Origin of the sequence: Thioclava sp. F36-7 (assembly GCF_002020075.1) — a bacterium.
In the GTDB taxonomy this organism is placed as follows: domain Bacteria; phylum Pseudomonadota; class Alphaproteobacteria; order Rhodobacterales; family Rhodobacteraceae; genus Thioclava; species Thioclava sediminum.
Map to the genome: position 1 here is coordinate 1 of NZ_MPZR01000005.1, position 15,278 is coordinate 15,278.

The following is a 15,278-nucleotide window of genomic DNA, read 5'->3' on the forward strand; positions in this document are numbered from 1 at the left end:
CGGGATGGAGCAGCCCGGTAGCTCGTCAGGCTCATAACCTGAAGGTCGTAGGTTCAAATCCTACTCCCGCAACCAAACATATGCAGATAAAACAATGCTTTAGCCCTGTAGTTCGCAGGGCTTTTTTGCGTTTGAGATGGCCTTTTTGCAGACCTCGCCCCTGCGCTGACCACAGCTAGCGCAGTATGCCCCAGGCTCCCGTGCCGTGGGAGACTGGAGCGCACCGCTCGCCCTGTTCCACGATCAGACCGTACGCATCAGCCGCAGGGCATCGTAGATTGCCGCGTGGGTGTTGCGCGCGGCGACGGCGTCGCCGATGCGGAAGAGCTGAAAGGCGCCGCTCGGGTTTCGCGTGACCCTCTGCGGCTGGCCGGCGATCAGGGCTTCGTAATCGACTTCGCCCTGATTGGTCGCGTCTTCGCACAGATCGAAATAGATTTCGTCGAGCGGGCGGGTGCCGTGATTGACGACGACCTGATCGACCTGCCGCTCGCGGGTGAAGGCGCCATAATCGCTGCCGACACGCGCGACCAAGCCATTTCCGTCCTTCGCGACGCCCGTCAGTTTCCAAAGCACGGTGAAGGTGACGTCGCGGGCCTGCAATTCGCGCAAGGACGGGGTCAGGGACATCGCCATGACCTCGGAGGAGAAATTCCGGTCGCGCGTCATGATCTCGACCTTGGCGCCGCTGGCAGCGAGGGTTTCGGCGGCCTGCAGGGCGGCGTAGTCGCCAGCGTCGTCATAGATCAGCACGTTGCTGCCGGGGCGGGCGTCTCCCGAAAGGATGTCCCAAGATGAGACGACGAGATCGTCGCCTGCATCCAACACCTCGGTATGCGGCAGGCCGCCGGTCGCGATCACCACGACATCGGGCTGTTCAGCGCGGATCGTGTCCTCGTCGGCATAGCTGTTGAACCGGAAACTCACGCTGAGGCGCTCGCACTCCGCGAACCGCCACTGGATCAGCTGGATCATCTCGTGACGGCGCTTGGATTGCGCGGTCAGTCGCACCTGTCCGCCGGGATCGTTGGCGGCCTCATGCACGATGACCTCATGGCCGCGCTCCGCGGCGACACGGGCGGCCTCGAGCCCGGCCGGACCGGCGCCGACGATGACCACGCGGCGCGGCGCATCGGCCTTGGCGATCTCATGTGGGACTTCCAATTCGCGCCCGGTCGAGGGGTTGTGCAGGCACAGCGCCATGCCACCCTGATAAATCCGGTCGAGGCAGTAATTAGCGCCGACGCAGGGGCGGATACGCTCTTCCTCGCCGCGCATGATCTTGGCGACGATATGCGGGTCGGCCATATGGGCGCGGGTCATGCCGACCATGTCGAGCTTGCCCTCCGCAACGGCATGGCGCGCGGTGGCGACATCCTGAATCTTGGCGGCGTGGAAGGTCGGGAACTTGGTGGCGGCGCGGATCTCTCCGGCGAAATCGAGATGAGGCGCGCTGCGCATGCCTTGCACCGGGATCACGTCGGTCAGGCCCGCATCTGTGTCGATATGTCCCTTCACCACGTTGAGGAAATCGACCATGCCGCTGTCTTTCAGCCGCTGCGAGATTTCCAGCCCCTCTTCGCGGGTGATGCCGCCGGGCAGGCCCTCGTCGCCGGTGTACCGCACGCCCACGATGAATTCCTCGCCCACCCGCGCGCGGATCGCCTTGAGCGTGTCGAAAGTGAAGCGCAGACGGTTCTCCAAGCTGCCACCATAGGGGCCGTCCAGATCGTTGGTCAGAGGCGACCAGAACTGATCCATCAGGTGGCCATAGGCTTGCAGTTCGATCCCGTCGAGCCCTGCCGCTTTCATGCGTTCTGCGGCGTCGGCATAGTCCTCGATGATGCGCGCGATGTCCCAATCCTCGGCCTTCTTCGGGAAGGCCTTGTGCGAGGCCTCGCGCTCATGGCTCGACGAGACGACCGGAAGCCAGTCGGCCTTGTCCCAGCGGGTGCGGCGCCCGAGATGGGTCAGCTGGATCATCACGGCGCAGTCGTGCTCGTGGCAGGCATCCGTCAGCTCTTTCATCCAACCGACGACCTCGTCTTTCCACGCGAGGATGTTGTTGAAGACCGGCGGGCTGTCGCGGGCGACGGAGGCGGAGCCCGCCGTCATCGTCAGCGCCACGCCCGCGCGCGCCCGCTCGACATGATAGGCGCGGTAGCGATCCTTGGGCATCCCGTCCTCGGGGTAGGCTGGCTCGTGGCTCGTGATCATCAGGCGGTTCTTCAGCGTCAGATGCTTGAGCTGATAGGGCTGCAGAAGCGGATCACTGGACATGGGCGGACTCCTTGAGGTCGGGTCTTGAGGGTAGGGGCGTCAGGCGTCGATCGAGACGTCGCCGATCGGGTTCGAGCAGCAGGCGAGAACGTAGCCTTCCTCGATCTCGTCATCGGTGATGCCGCCGTTGTGGACCATGTGGACCTGACCGCCCTTGGTCTTGACCTTGCAGGTCCCGCAGACCCCGAAGGTGCAGCCCGACGGCAGCGGCACGCCCGCGGCCCTTGCGGCGGCGAGCAGGGTTTCGGTCTCCTTGATCTTCGCGGTCTTGCCGGATTTGGCGAAGGTGACCTCGACGGCGGCATCCTCGTCGGGGGTCACGTCGTCTTCGGGCTCGACGGGGCGATCGGCGATCGGGGCGTTGAAGCTCTCCTGATGGTAGTGGTCCATGTCGAACCCCAGACCGGTCAGCGCCTCGCGCACCGCGCGCATGAAAGGCTCGGGGCCGCAGCAGAACACCTCGCGCTCGAGATAATCGGGGGCTGCGAGACCGAGGATGAGCTGGTTCAGCTGCCCCTTGATCCCGGTCCAGGGCGCGTAGCGATCCTGTTCCTCGACCACCCAGGTCAGCGCGATCCCCGGCAAGCGCGAGGCCATATGCTCCAGCCGCTCGCGGAAAATGATCTCCGACGGACGACGCGCGCAGTTGATGAAGACGATGTCCGGGTCGCTGCCCGCGTCATAGAGTTGCGTCGTCATCGACATCATCGGGGTGATGCCGGAGCCGGCCGAGATGAACAGGTATTTCGACGCCGGATGAACGACGTTCGAGAACATCCCTGCTGGTCCCAAGGCCTTGATCCGCATGCCGGGGCGCAGATTGTCGAGCATCCAGCGCGTGCCAAGCGAGTCCGGCTGCGCCTTGACCGTGACGGTGAGCGAGGTGGGGCGCGACGGCGAGGAGGAGATCGTGAAAGTCCGGTGCAGCGGGCCGCCCGCCACCGGCAATTCCAGCGTCACGAACTGCCCGGCGTTGAAGTGGAACAGCGCCCCCGAGGGCGGGCGAAAGGTGAAGCTCGCCGTATTCGGGGCCTCGGGCAGGAAGTTGACGCATTCCAGCGGTTCGTCATCGGTCCAGAACTGAAGGAGCGGTTGAGCAGTTGCAGCCATGAGCCTACTCCGCCGCGACGCTGCGCGGGGCAAGCGCGCGGGTCATGGTGTCGGCATACCAGTCGACGAACTGGATCACGCCGGACTCCCAATCCGGGCTGTAGGGGCCCGGCGTGTAGGCCGGAGAATTGATGCCGCGCTGGTTGTCCTCGACGATCTCGCGGTCCTGATCGTTGGTGGCGATCCAGACTTCGGTGAGGCGATCCAGATCGTAATCCACGCCTTCGACCGCATCGCGATCCACGATCCAGCAGGTCGTCACCTCGGTTTGCGTGGGGCTGATCGGCATGACCCGGAAGGTCAGCGTGATGTCGGGCAGGAAGTGGTTCCAGGTCGACGGGTAGTGGAATTTCAGCAGCGAGCCGGCATCGGGCAGGGCGACGCGCCCGAGCGGACGCCGCACCGCCGCCTGACCGTCCATCGTGTAGCTGACGGCATTGTCTTGCAGCGGCATCCGCGCCAGACGGTATTGGCCGTCGCCACCCAGTCGGAATTGCGCCGGCGCGCCGGATGCCTCGCAGCGGTCGAAATGCCCCTGAAGCCGGGCGGAGATCGAACCATCGGCGGAGACGCCCGCGACTTCCGGATCCAGCGGGAAGGAGTTGCACAGCTCGGGGTGGTTGCTCGAGCAGTGATAGCATTCGCGGTTGTTCTCCCAGACCAGCTTCCAGTTGCCTTCCTCGATGATCGACGAGGTGAAGGCGACCTTGCCCCGGTGCAGGTCGTGGACCTCCAGATAGGGGCGCGCCATCGCGGCGAAGGCCTCGAAATCCGGGGCGTCATCGGCCAGACAGATATAGATCAGGCCGCAGAGATCGCGGGTCTGAACGGCATGGAGGCGATGCTCTTTCGGGTCGAACTCCGGCCCCATCTCGCGCGCCCAGAGCAGGCTGCCATCGAGATCGTAGGTCCATTGGTGATAGGGGCAGACGAGCTTGGCGACGCGGCCCGCGGACGCCTTGCACAGGATCGAGCCGCGGTGGCGGCAGGTGTTGTGAAAGCCCCGGATCTCGCCGTCGCTGCCCTTGACCAGAATGACGTCATAAGCCCCGATCTTCAGCCGCGCATAGTCGCCGGTCTTGACCAGCTGGCAGGCCGGAATCGCATAAAGCCACTCGCGGTAGTAGATATGCTCGAGATCCTCCTCGAAGATGCCCGGGTCGGTATAGAAAGCCCGGTCGAGCGAATATCCGGGTTTGCGATGTGCGAGCAGATCGGCAAGAGAAGGTGTCACGGGCGCGGCCTTTCCTATCCAAGCGTGATTTCACCTCATTTCAAATTTGCTTTTTCGTGCCTCTCAACGTCATAAATATTCATCCCGGGTGAGTTCAGCTCACCTAAGACATATTTCGACACGGAATGGTTCGAAACCGACATCATGCAGCGCCCCTATGATCTTCCCTCGCTTAGCTCACTGAATTGTTTCGAGGCTGCTGCCCGAAAATTAAGCTTCAAGGCGGCGGCGTCAGAGCTGAACGTGACCCCGACGGCCGTCAGCCATCAGATTCGGGCGCTCGAGACGGAGCTCGGTCAGCAGCTGTTCCGCCGCCAGCATCGCGGCGTCGAATTGACCGAGGCCGGGGCCTATCTGTTCAACGCCGTGCAGCGCAGTTTTGAAGCGATATCCGACGTGGTGAGGGATATGCGCGGGCCCGTCGCGGAGGACGACGTGATGGTGCTGGCCTCGACCGCGGTCAGCTCTTTGTGGCTCACTCCCAAACTGACGGAATTCTGGCTGAACCATTCGGATATCAACGTCTCGCAAATCGTGAGCGACGCGGTGGATTTAGAGGCGACCGTCGATCTCAGCTTGCATTACGGCGAGTTTCCCGAGGGGGACGAAAGCTGCACGCAGCTTTTTCAGGACCGTATCTGCGCGGTGGGCTCGGAGGCTTTTGCTGCGCGCTATGCCATCACCTCCGCGCATGACTTGCACCGCGTCCCGCTGATCCACATCACGCGTGAGCGCCATCGTTGGACCGAATGGCCCGATTGGCTGTCCGAGCTCGGCGCTCCGCAGCCGACCGGCAAACGGATCACCGTCAATAACTACATGATCGGGCTGCAGATGGCGAGGGAAGGCGTCGGCGCTCTGCTTGGCTGGGACGGCCTGGTCGGCCACCTGATCGAGGCCGGAGAGCTCGTCGCGCTCGGGTCAGAAAGCGTCGTGTCGCCACAGTGCTTCTACATCAAGGTTCACCGCCGCGCGTCCGCAAAGGCGAAGAAATTCCGCGACTGGCTGGTCGCGCAGAGCGTCACGAAGGTAGATGGCTGACCAGAGATAATCGCGAGGGTTCGCTCGCTTCGAACGCATCGCACAGGCACGCGCCACGTTCCTAAGCGCTCAAGCGTGAAGGTTTAGGGCCGGGGGGGGCACCGCCCGTGAGCGGTCGCGCCGACAAAGAAGGCTCAGAGGCCGCAATTCTCAGGTTTTGCTCTCATCCGTTTCCCCGGCGACTTCGGGATCGTTGTAGTCGTTGGGATCGAAGTCGTCAGGGTCGAACGCGTCCTCTTCTTCCGCGATGCCGGTCACGTAGGAGGTTCCGGTTTCCTCATCGAAGATCAGACCGTAATTCGCCCGTCCCTCCGATCTGAACCGGAGAAACTCGTGAATGCCCGCGTAGAGAGCGACGAACAGGAAGGGCAAAAGTATCACTGCAGCAAGTATCTGAGCGCTGATGGCGGACCTCCTCCGGGCTGAACAGCAAAGGCGGATTGTCTGTGGCTGCAAGCCGGGTCAATGAAACAGCAGGCTAACATCATCTGGATGCAGGTTCGAGCACTCGGGCGTTCATTGTGACCTGCATCTGAGCAAAAAAGATGGGTCAGCGGAACGTCGAGGTCAAGGCTGGGCGCGGGCAGGGACTGCGCTTTCGCACCCCGCGTCGACTGCCGGAGACCCCGCCGCCTCAGGCGTCGACGGGTTTCACCTTGGGCGGGATCGGGGCCTCGGACGGGTCGATCCCGTGTTTCTGCAACGCCTTGTGCATGTAGCTGCCGCGCCGCGGGCGGTTGTTCTCTGCCTCTTCCAGACGGGGCTTCATCCGGCGTGCCCACATATGCACCGCATAGGTGTCGTCGGTCAGGAAATCCGTCTCCACGTCGAAGCGCGACATGATCATCTTGTTCCGGTTCTTGAAGGGGATCGGATAGAAGGCCTGTTGCGAGAGCGCATGGTCCCATTCGCCGGTCTCGCGCAGGAAGTGGCTCAACGCGGCAGGGCCGGTCAGCCCCCATTCCTGTTCCGAGAAATGCACCGGTTCGCCGCGGTCGCGGGCCGCGCGCAGTTCCTCTTGCTGCTCTTCCTTCAGCCATGGCCCGATTGCGTAGGGGTCGGCCACGAAATCCAGCAGCCCGCGCAGCGTCTGCGACTCTGCAGGCAAGCGCATCACCGCGTTGCAGATCAGGTGCGGCTTCTCCAGCCCGAACACGTAATCATCTTTGAAATCGAAGGGCTTCACGCAGAGCACATCGGCATCGACCCAGATGTAATCGGTCTTCTCCATCAGATGCAGGCGCCACAGATCGGCATGGATCGCAGGGCTGCCGGTGCGCTTGTGGCGGATGATCTCGTCGCCCGGGAAAATCTCGCGCGCGTCGCGCAGGGTCACGCCGGGCGGGGCGTTCGGGATCAGGTTGTAGCAATAGAGCAGCGTATCATGGCCCGCGTCGACGAAGGATTTCAGGCTCAGCTGTTCGAGCCAGGACAGGCGGTCTCCGATCCACAGGGTCGCGATCGTCGGCAGTTGGGACAAGGGTAGGCTCCTGTTTGGAAAGGTCTATCGCGGCGGTCAGGCGGCGTGGGGGCGGTATCCGGTAAGTTCGGTGGAGACGTCGGGCGTCCAATGGGCGCGAGAATGCACGAAATCTCGTTCACAATATGACGGGGTCGACCCACTCCGCATCCTGCGGCTCAGGCCACGTTCTGCGCTCCGCTTCGCTGTTGCCATAAATGTGCCCGATCTCTCTGGTTTTTCTTATCTCGCCCTCGCCGAAACGATAGCACCAAACCATCCGTATGTAATTGATCGGCGCAAGAAAAAATGTCAGACCTCAATCGATCCCGAGCAGGAAAAAGCGATCTCGATGGCCGATGATTTCGAAGACGACGCCGCAGGGGGCGAAACCGGGCTCGAGGAGAAGCTGCCCGATTGGTATCGCGAGATTTTTCCCGCCGGTCCCCGCGACGGCTTCTATGAAAAGCTCGGGGCTCATGCGCTGATCCATGTCGCGCGCGATCCGGGCACGTTGGTCGTGACGTTCGACAACCTCTCGGATGCGGGCTATCCCGGCTATGACATCCGGCCCTGGGCCGAGAAATTCATCCGCGACAATGGCTGGAGCCATCTGGGCGTGGTCGCGCAGGGCCCGACATGGTTTCGCGACGCGCGGCTGATTGCCCGGATGGATGCTTTGCGCGATCAGGGCTTTTTCGAAGGATACGCGCGGGTCGTGATGACGGGCACCTCGATGGGCGGCTTCGGCGCGCTGGCCTTCGCCGATCTGGCGCCGGGCTGCGAGGTGGTGGCCTTCAGTCCGCAGACGACGCTCGCGCGCGATCTGGTCCCGTGGGAGCGGCGCTTTGCCCGTGGGCGCGATCAGGACTGGTCGCTGCCGCGCTCGGATGCGGCTGAACATAGCGGTGCTGCGGCCAAGGTCTGGGTGATCTGCGATCCTTTCTTGCAAGAGGATATGCAACAAGTCGAGCGTCTGCCGCGCGATAACGTCACGCTGCTCAAGGCGTTCGGGCAGGGGCACAAGACGGCGCTGGTGCTGCGCCGGATGGAGCTTCTGAAGGCGGTCATTGCGCGCGCGGTTGCGGGCGAACTGAGTGAGGATTGGTATTATCGGTCGACCCGCGGTCGCAAGGACATCTACCTTTACCGCAAGGTGATGGAGGACCATCTCGCCAGCCGTGGCAAGGAACATCGCATCCCGCGTCTGGTCGCGGCCTTCAAGGCGCGCAGGCAGGCGCAAAGACAGGCGCGCGCTGCGGCGACCTCGCCCGGATCATAACGCCTTTTGAGGTGTAATACGCCGGGGCAGGGCGGCTTGCCCGCGCCTCAGGCGGACGTCGCCTCGCGCAGCCGGGCGGCCTCATGCATCATCGCGGTCAGCCGGGCGACCTCGGGGCGCTCGGTCATCTCGTGCTTCATCGTCAGCCCGACCGCGCCCGACATGAACTGCGCGCCCAGCGGCAGGCTCACCAGAAGCCCCGAGGCCAGTTCGCGCGCCACCACGCCGCGCGAGATGAACCACAGCATATCCGACCCCTCCAGAAGCCCGAGCCCCGTCGCGAGCGACACGGTCTCGATCGGGCAGCGCGGCTCGGTGATGCCCTGCGCGCCCAGATAATCGTCGACGATGCGCCGGATGATCGCGCCGCGCGTCGGCAGGATCACGTCGCATTGGCGCAGCGCTTCGGGGGCGGGGCTGTTCACGAAGGGATGGCCTGCGCGGGCGGCCAGAATGACTTCTTCCTCATAGAGGAAATCGAAGCGCAGCCCCGGCATGTCGCCCGCCGCCGGCATCCGCCCGATCATCAGATCCAGCGCACCCGAGCGGATCCGGTCGAGCAGATACAGGTTCGGCCCGGTGCTGATCGAGAGCCGCGTGCCCGGATGGGCGCGGCTGAAGTCGAGCGCGACGCCCGGAAAGATCGAGCCCGCCACGGTCGGCAGCGCGCCCACATTGATCACGTCGCCGATCCCGTCGCCGCTCAGTGCAGCGGCGCCTGCCTCCAGTTCCTGCAGCGCCTGTATCGCATGGCGGCGAAACGCCTCGCCCGCGGGCGTCACGGTCAGCCGCCGCCCGCGTCGCTCCAGAAGCGCGCCGCCCAGCATCGCCTCCATCTCGGAGAGGGTTTTCGACAAGGCAGGCTGTGAAATCCCCTGTTTGCGTGCCGCAGCCGACACGCCGCCCGCCTCGATCGTGTCGAGAAAGGCGCGGATGTGCCGCAGCTTGAGACCTTTATGCATAGCCATGGGGTTATGGATTAACGTGCATTTTATATTTGGCTCAAGCGAAAACTTCAGAAAAGATTATGGTGGGAGGAAGAGGATGCACGCACTTATTTGCGACTGGGGCCATATCCATTACCGCGAAGACGGTGTGGCACAGGGCGTTCCGGTTATATGTCTGAACTCGCTGGGCACCGATCTGCGGATGTGGGATGGGCTTGTCGCCCCGCTCTCCGGCTATCGTCTGGTGCGCATGGACAAGCGCGGCCACGGACTCAGCGCGACCTCTGACGCTGCCCCCACGATCACCGATCTGGCGCGCGATGCATTGGCGGTGGCCGATCATCTTGGCATCGAGCGGGCGGTTTTCGTCGGCTGTTCGATCGGCGGCATGATCGCGCAGGAGATCGCGCGGATCGCCCCAGAACGCGTGCGTGCGCTGGTGCTCAGCAACACCGCCGCGAAGATCGGCACCGAAGAAAGCTGGGCCGAGCGGATCGCCACCCTGGAAAGCCAAGGCCTGCCCGCGATGGCGCAAGGCGTGATCGAGCGTTGGTTCGGCCCCACCTTCCGCGCCCATCCCGATTGCGCGCTTTGGGTGACGGAGGTCGCGCGCACCGACGCCAAGGGCTATGCGAATTGCTGCGCGGCGCTCGCCGGGGCCGATCTGCGCGACGCGCTGCCCGAGATTTCCGCCCCGACGCTGGTGATCGCGGGCAGCCATGACGGCGCGACCCCGCCGGAGCAGGTCATGGAGATGGCCGCCGCCATTCCGGGCGCGCGGGCCGAATTGATTGAAGGCGCGGGGCATATTCCCGCAATCGAGGCGCCCGAGCAGGTGGCGCGCCTCATCACTGAATTTCTGAAGGAGCATGAGCGTGTCTGAGCGATATGAAGCAGGGATGGAAACGCGCCGTCGCGTCTTGGGCGACGCCCATGTCGACCGCGCCGATGCGGGCAAGACCGAGTTCGACGCGCCGTTTCAGGAATTCATCACCGAAGGCGCCTGGGGCTCGGTCTGGTCGCGGCCCGACCTGACGCCGCGCGAACGCTCCATCGTGACGATCGCGCTTCTGGCCGCGCAGGGCAATCACGAGGAAATCGCGATGCATACCCGCGCCACCGCCAACACGGGCGCCTCCCCCGAGGACCTGCGCGAAGCGATGCTGCATGTCGCGGTCTACGCGGGCGTGCCCCGCGCCAATCACGCGATCAAGATCATCAAGGAAACGCTGAAGGAGATGGGCCAATGACCGGTCGTTTGATCCCCCGCGAGGCCGGTATCCATCCGCCTCTCTTCACGCCAGCCTACAAGACCTCGGTGCTGCGCAGCCCGCAGCGCGCGCTGATCGCCTTCGACAGCTCGCCCAGCGAGGAGACGGGCCCGACCTTCGGCCATATGAAGCTCGGCGCGCTCGATAACGACCTGCTGCTGAACTATGCCCGCCCCGGCACGAGTGCCATCGGCGAGCGGATCATCGTGCACGGTCGGCTTCTGGACGAGAACAACCGGCCGATCCCGAACGCGCTGATCGAGATCTGGCAGGCCAATGCGGGCGGGCGCTACCGCCACAAGAAAGACGGCTATCTGGCGGCGCTCGATCCCGATTTCGGCGGCTGCGGGCGCACGATCACAGGCGAAGACGGCTCCTACGCGTTCCGCACCGTGAAGCCCGGCGCTTACCCGTGGCCCAATGGTCCGAACGAATGGCGTCCCGCGCATATCCACTTCTCGATCTTCGGCCACAGCTTCGGCCAGCGCCTGATCTCTCAGATGTATTTCGAGGGCGACCCGCTGATCGCGCGCTGCCCGATCGCACAGACGATCCCCGACAAGGCCGCGCTCGACCGGCTCGTGGCGGCGCTCGACATGGGCGAGACGAAACCGATGGACGCGATTGCCTATCGCTTCGACATCGTGCTGCGCGGCCACCGCCAGACCCATTTCGAAAACCGCCCGGAGGGATTGTGATGGTGCAGAAATTCGACAAGCCGATCCTGACGCCTTCGCAAACGGCAGGGCCTTACGTCCATATCGGTCTCGCCCCCGAAGCCTGCGGCATCGAGGCTGTGCCCTTCGAGACGCTGGGCCGCGAGATTGCCGGGGAGGAGGCGAAAGGCGACCGGATCAAGATCACCTGCCGCGTCGTCGACGGGGGCGATCTGCCGCTGCGCGACTGTCTCGTCGAGACCTGGCAGGCTGACGCCGCCGGTATCTATCCGGGGCAGGAGGGGGCCGACCCGGCTGTCTCCGGTTTCGGCCGTATTCCCGCCGATTTCACCACCGGCGAGATCACCTTCGAGACGATCAAGCCCGGCGCGATTGCGCTTTCGGGCGACCGCAAGACGCCGCCGCATATCTCCTTCTGGATCTTCGCGCGCGGGATCAATCACGGGCTCCATACCCGGATGTATTTCCCCGAGGACGACCTGTCGGGCGACCCGCTTCTGGCGCGGATCGAGCATCGCGACCGGATCGCCACGATGGTCGCTGAAGCGACCGGCCCGGGCGAATACCGCTTCGAAATCCGTCTGCAGGGCGCAGGCGAAACCGTCTTCTTCGATATCTGAGCCATGACCCAGGACCCTTGCATCATCTGTGTCGCGATCACCGGCTCCGTGCCGCAGCAATCCGACAACCCCGCCGTGCCGATCACGATCTCAGAGCAGATCGAGTCGACGCAGGCTGCGTTCGAGGCGGGCGCGACCATCGCGCATTGCCATGTGCGCAACGAGGACGGCTCGCCGAGTTCCGACCCCGACCGCTTCGCGCGGCTGATGGAGGGGCTGCACCAGCATTGCCCCGGCATGATCGTGCAGCTCTCCACCGGCGGGCGCTCCGGCGCGGGCAAGACGCGCGGCGGGATGCTGCCCTTGCGGCCCGACATGGCCTCGCTCTCGGTCGGGTCGAACAACTTCCCGACGCGGGTCTATGAGAACCCGCCGGATCTGGTCGATTGGCTGGCTTCCGAGATGAAGACCTACGACGTGCGCCCCGAGATCGAATGTTTCGACCTCAGCCACATCTTTCAGGCCGCGAAACTGGTCGGCGACGGGCGGCTGCCCGCGAATGTCCATGTGCAATTCGTGATGGGCGTGAAGAACGCGATGCCGGTCGACCGCGCGGCCTTTGATTTCATGCGCGAGACCCGTGCGCGCGTTCTGCCCGAGGCGACATGGTGCGCGGCGGGCGTCGGGCCGGGGCAGGTGGTGATCAACCAGTGGTGCATCGAGACCGGCGGGCATTGCCGCACCGGGCTGGAGGACAACATCCGGCTTGATCGGGACACGCTCGCGCCGTCGAATGCGGCGCTGGTCCAGCGCACGGTCGATCTGTGCGAAAAGGCGGGCCGTCCGGTTGCCACATGGCAGCAGGCGCGCGAGATCCTCGCGCTGCCGATGAAGGGGGCCGCATGAGCCTGTCGCCCCTCGACAGCCCGCTCTGGTCCGGTCTCTACGGCGATCCGGAACTGGGTGCGATGCTTGGCGATGCTGCGCTGCTGGCTGCAATGGTGCGTGTCGAGGTGGCATTGGCCGAGGCTTGCGCCGCCGAAGATGTCGTGTCCGAGGCTGCCGCTGCCGAGATTGCGGAAAAGCTGCATGGATACCAGCCCGATCCCGCCGCGCTGGCCGCAGGAGCCGCGCGCGATGGCGTGCCGGTTCCGGCGCTGCTGGGCGATTTGCGCGGCAAGCTGTCGGAAGAGGCGGGGCTGGCGCTCCATTGGGGGGCGACCTCGCAGGACATTATCGACAGCGCTACGGCGCTTCTGATGACGCAGGCGCTCGCCGTGATCGCGGCGCGGCTGCGGCGTGTGATCCGCGTGACCGGCGCGCTGGCCGGGCGTGAGGCGGAGACGGTGATGGCTGGACGCACCCGCAGCCAGATCGGCCTGCCGGTGACCTTCGGCGCGCTGGTGGCCTCGTGGGGGCAGCCGCTGATCGATGCGACGGCCCGGATGGCCGTGATGCAAGGTGCGGGCCGGGTCTCTCTGCATGGCGCGGTCGGTACCGATGCGGCGCTGGGCGACAGGGCGCAGCCGGTGCGCAACCGCATGGCCGCGGCGCTGGGCCTGCAGGCCGAGGATCAGCCCTGGCACAGCCGCCGTGACGCGATGGCCGCGACCGGGGCGCAGGCGGTGCTGCTGACCGGTTCGCTGGGCAAGATCGGCACCGATGTCGTGACGCTCGCGCAGTCGGGGATCAACGAGGTTCGGATCGCGGGCGGGGGCTCGTCCACCATGCCGCATAAGTCGAACCCCGTGGCCGCCGAGGCGCTGGTGGCGCTGGCGCGTCACGCCGCGCATCTGCAAGGGAGCCTGTTCGAATCCGCGCTGCACGGTCAGTTCCGCGACGGTGCCGCCTGGGCGCTGGAATGGATGAGCCTGCGCCCGATCCTCGTGGCCTGTGGCGCGTCGCTGCGCCTCGCCGGAGAGATGCTGCAAGGGCTCGAGGCCGACGGCCCCCGAATGCGCGCCAATCTCGAGGCGGCGGGCTTCGGTCCCTATGCAGAGCGCGCGATTTTCACGCTGGCCAAGACGCTGCCGCGCAACGCGGCGAAGACAGCGGTGCAAGAGGCGATGGCCGCACCCGATCCGGTGGCGGCATTGCTGGCCGCCCATCCCGAACTCGACGGGGACACCCTGACCGATCCGCTTCTCGCGGCAGGGCAGGCCCCGGCGCAGGCGCGCGCTTTTGCGCAGCGCTGCAATGACCTTTGCGGAGGAGACGCATGAAGACCCAAGTCGCTATCATCGGTGGAGGCCCGGCCGGGCTGCTGCTGTCGCAATTGCTCGACCTGCATGGGATCGAGAGCGTCGTGCTGGAACGGCGCTCGCGCGACTATGTTCTGTCGCGGATCCGGGCCGGGGTGCTCGAACAGGGCACGGTCGATCTGCTGCGCGCCGCCGAAGTGGGCGCGCGGATGGACCGTCAGGGCGAAATCCATGACGGGGTCGAGATCTCGTGGCATGACGAGCGGCTCAATATCGACATCAAGGACCTGACGGGCCGCGGCGTGATGGTCTATGGCCAGACCGAGGTGACGCAGGACCTGTACAAGGCGCGTGACGAGCGCGGCGGTACGGTGCTGCACGAGGCCGAGGTGACCGCAATCGAGGGGATCGAAGGCGACGGCGTCACCGTGCATTTCACCCATGAGGGCGAGGCGAAGACCCTGACCGCCGATTTCGTCGCGGGCTGCGACGGGTTCCACGGGCCCTCGCGCAAGGCGATCCCGGAAAGCCATCGTCAGGAATTCGAGCGCGCCTATCCGTTTGGCTGGCTCGGCCTTCTGTCCGAGACGCCGCCCGCTGCGCCCGAGCTGATCTACGCGGCCCATGATCGGGGCTTTGCGCTGTGTTCGATGCGCTCGCCCACGCTGAGCCGCTATTACGTGCAGGTGTCGCTGAGCGAGAAGCTGGAAGACTGGCCCGCCGAGCGGTTCTGGGACGAGCTGCGCACCCGCATCCCGGCCGATGTGGCCGAGACGCTGGTCACCGGCGAGCCGCTGGAGATGTCGATCGCGCCGCTGCGCAGCTTCGTCTCCGAGCCGATGCGCCACGGGCGTCTGTTCCTTGCGGGCGACAGCGCCCATATCGTGCCGCCGACCGGCGCGAAGGGTCTGAACCTCGCGGCGTCCGACGTCTACTATTTGCACCGCGCCTTCGATCGGTTCTACAACCACGGCACGTCCGTAGGGCTCGACGCCTATTCCGAGACGGCGCTGTCGCGGGTCTGGAAATGCGAGCGTTTCTCGTGGTGGATGACCTCGATGCTGCACGATTTCCCGGAAACGGGTGCGTTCGAGCGCCGGATGCAGCGCGCGGAGTTCGAGTATCTCCAGATGTCGGAGACCGCACGCAAGAGCTTTGCCGAAAACTACGTGGGCCTGCCTTACTGACAGGCCGAACCGCCCCCGCGCGCGGGGCA

The 15,278-nt window shown here is 65.0% G+C and carries 15 protein-coding genes; 9 read left to right on the forward strand and 6 right to left on the reverse strand.

Annotated elements, in window-relative coordinates:
- Positions 1-243 precede the first annotated feature (243 nt).
- From BMI89_RS10205 to BMI89_RS10215, 3 genes are read right to left on the reverse strand one after another with little or no spacing between them, the layout of a single operon-like run.
- Positions 244-2,280, reverse strand: coding sequence for an NADH:flavin oxidoreductase (locus tag BMI89_RS10205; RefSeq protein WP_078570850.1), 2,037 nt, complete (start codon positions 2,278-2,280; stop codon positions 244-246).
- A gap of 39 nt (positions 2,281-2,319) precedes the next feature.
- Positions 2,320-3,390 (reverse strand): hybrid-cluster NAD(P)-dependent oxidoreductase, encoded by a 1,071-nt coding sequence (locus BMI89_RS10210; protein WP_078570851.1) that lies wholly within the window; start codon positions 3,388-3,390, stop codon positions 2,320-2,322.
- Between the two features lie 4 nt (positions 3,391-3,394).
- Positions 3,395-4,624, reverse strand: a complete 1,230-nt coding sequence (locus tag BMI89_RS10215) for an aromatic ring-hydroxylating dioxygenase subunit alpha (protein ID WP_078549847.1) — start codon at positions 4,622-4,624, stop codon at positions 3,395-3,397.
- Between the two features lie 144 nt (positions 4,625-4,768).
- Here BMI89_RS10215 and BMI89_RS10220 point away from each other — a divergent pair, with 144 nt between their 5' ends.
- The gene (locus BMI89_RS10220) at positions 4,769-5,665 is read left to right on the forward strand and encodes a LysR family transcriptional regulator (protein ID WP_078570852.1); all 897 of its coding nucleotides are present in this window, start codon (positions 4,769-4,771) and stop codon (positions 5,663-5,665) included.
- Between the two features lie 150 nt (positions 5,666-5,815).
- Here BMI89_RS10220 and BMI89_RS10225 read toward each other — a convergent pair whose 3' ends face one another.
- Both BMI89_RS10225 and BMI89_RS10230 read right to left on the reverse strand, forming a co-directional pair.
- Complete coding sequence (locus tag BMI89_RS10225; RefSeq protein WP_348638853.1) at positions 5,816-6,046, reverse strand: hypothetical protein; 231 nt, start codon at positions 6,044-6,046, stop codon at positions 5,816-5,818.
- A gap of 253 nt (positions 6,047-6,299) precedes the next feature.
- Positions 6,300-7,145 carry a hypothetical protein gene (locus BMI89_RS10230; protein WP_078570853.1) on the reverse strand — a complete coding sequence of 282 codons (846 nt, stop codon included), beginning with the start codon at positions 7,143-7,145 and terminating at the stop codon, positions 6,300-6,302.
- Between the two features lie 331 nt (positions 7,146-7,476).
- Here BMI89_RS10230 and BMI89_RS10235 point away from each other — a divergent pair, with 331 nt between their 5' ends.
- On the forward strand, positions 7,477-8,406 hold the full coding sequence (locus tag BMI89_RS10235; protein WP_078570854.1) for a hypothetical protein: 930 nt from the start codon (positions 7,477-7,479) through the stop codon (positions 8,404-8,406).
- 47 nt (positions 8,407-8,453) lie between these two features.
- On the opposite strand, the gene BMI89_RS10240 is transcribed toward BMI89_RS10235, so the two are convergent.
- A complete protein-coding gene (locus BMI89_RS10240) occupies positions 8,454-9,374 on the reverse strand; it encodes a LysR substrate-binding domain-containing protein (RefSeq protein ID WP_078570855.1) in 921 nt (306 codons plus the stop codon).
- Between the two features lie 76 nt (positions 9,375-9,450).
- On the opposite strand from BMI89_RS10240, the gene pcaD reads away from it, so the two are divergent.
- Genes pcaD through pobA form a run of 7 tightly spaced genes read left to right on the forward strand, consistent with a single transcriptional unit; the run spans position 9,451 to position 15,249 of the window.
- Positions 9,451-10,236, forward strand: coding sequence for a 3-oxoadipate enol-lactonase (gene pcaD, locus BMI89_RS10245; RefSeq protein WP_078570856.1), 786 nt, complete (start codon positions 9,451-9,453; stop codon positions 10,234-10,236).
- Between the two features lie 16 nt (positions 10,237-10,252).
- On the forward strand, positions 10,253-10,603 hold the full coding sequence (gene pcaC, locus BMI89_RS10250; protein WP_098411280.1) for a 4-carboxymuconolactone decarboxylase: 351 nt from the start codon (positions 10,253-10,255) through the stop codon (positions 10,601-10,603).
- On the forward strand, positions 10,600-11,322 hold the full coding sequence (gene pcaH / locus BMI89_RS10255; RefSeq protein ID WP_078570857.1) for a protocatechuate 3,4-dioxygenase subunit beta: 723 nt from the start codon (positions 10,600-10,602) through the stop codon (positions 11,320-11,322). Before pcaC ends, pcaH begins: the two co-directional genes overlap by 4 nt.
- Positions 11,322-11,921 (forward strand): protocatechuate 3,4-dioxygenase subunit alpha, encoded by a 600-nt coding sequence (gene pcaG / locus BMI89_RS10260; RefSeq protein ID WP_143593882.1) that lies wholly within the window; start codon positions 11,322-11,324, stop codon positions 11,919-11,921. Before pcaH ends, pcaG begins: the two co-directional genes overlap by 1 nt.
- Positions 11,922-11,924: 3 nt before the next feature.
- Positions 11,925-12,767, forward strand: a complete 843-nt coding sequence (locus BMI89_RS10265) for a 3-keto-5-aminohexanoate cleavage protein (RefSeq protein WP_078571074.1) — start codon at positions 11,925-11,927, stop codon at positions 12,765-12,767.
- Positions 12,764-14,083: a lyase family protein gene (locus BMI89_RS10270; RefSeq protein ID WP_168176790.1), complete on the forward strand. Its 1,320-nt coding sequence runs from the start codon at positions 12,764-12,766 to the stop codon at positions 14,081-14,083. Before BMI89_RS10265 ends, BMI89_RS10270 begins: the two co-directional genes overlap by 4 nt.
- A complete protein-coding gene (gene pobA, locus BMI89_RS10275; protein ID WP_078570859.1) occupies positions 14,080-15,249 on the forward strand; it encodes a 4-hydroxybenzoate 3-monooxygenase in 1,170 nt (389 codons plus the stop codon). Before BMI89_RS10270 ends, pobA begins: the two co-directional genes overlap by 4 nt.
- Positions 15,250-15,278 lie beyond the last annotated feature (29 nt).

Bases quoted from the DNA above. Each gene is read 5' to 3' on its own strand.
- BMI89_RS10205 (WP_078570850.1), bottom strand. From the start codon at position 2,280: ATGTCCAGTGATCCGCTTCTGCAGCCCTATCAGCTCAAGCATCTGACG.
- BMI89_RS10210 (WP_078570851.1), bottom strand. From the start codon at position 3,390: ATGGCTGCAACTGCTCAACCGCTCCTTCAGTTCTGGACCGATGACGAA.
- BMI89_RS10220 (WP_078570852.1), top strand. From the start codon at position 4,769: ATGCAGCGCCCCTATGATCTTCCCTCGCTTAGCTCACTGAATTGTTTC.
- BMI89_RS10235 (WP_078570854.1), top strand. From the start codon at position 7,477: ATGGCCGATGATTTCGAAGACGACGCCGCAGGGGGCGAAACCGGGCTC.
- BMI89_RS10240 (WP_078570855.1), bottom strand. From the start codon at position 9,374: ATGGCTATGCATAAAGGTCTCAAGCTGCGGCACATCCGCGCCTTTCTC.
- pcaD (WP_078570856.1), top strand. From the start codon at position 9,451: ATGCACGCACTTATTTGCGACTGGGGCCATATCCATTACCGCGAAGAC.
- pcaC (WP_098411280.1), top strand. From the start codon at position 10,253: ATGGAAACGCGCCGTCGCGTCTTGGGCGACGCCCATGTCGACCGCGCC.
- pcaH (WP_078570857.1), top strand. From the start codon at position 10,600: ATGACCGGTCGTTTGATCCCCCGCGAGGCCGGTATCCATCCGCCTCTC.
- pcaG (WP_143593882.1), top strand. From the start codon at position 11,322: ATGGTGCAGAAATTCGACAAGCCGATCCTGACGCCTTCGCAAACGGCA.
- BMI89_RS10265 (WP_078571074.1), top strand. From the start codon at position 11,925: ATGACCCAGGACCCTTGCATCATCTGTGTCGCGATCACCGGCTCCGTG.
- BMI89_RS10270 (WP_168176790.1), top strand. From the start codon at position 12,764: ATGAGCCTGTCGCCCCTCGACAGCCCGCTCTGGTCCGGTCTCTACGGC.
- pobA (WP_078570859.1), top strand. From the start codon at position 14,080: ATGAAGACCCAAGTCGCTATCATCGGTGGAGGCCCGGCCGGGCTGCTG.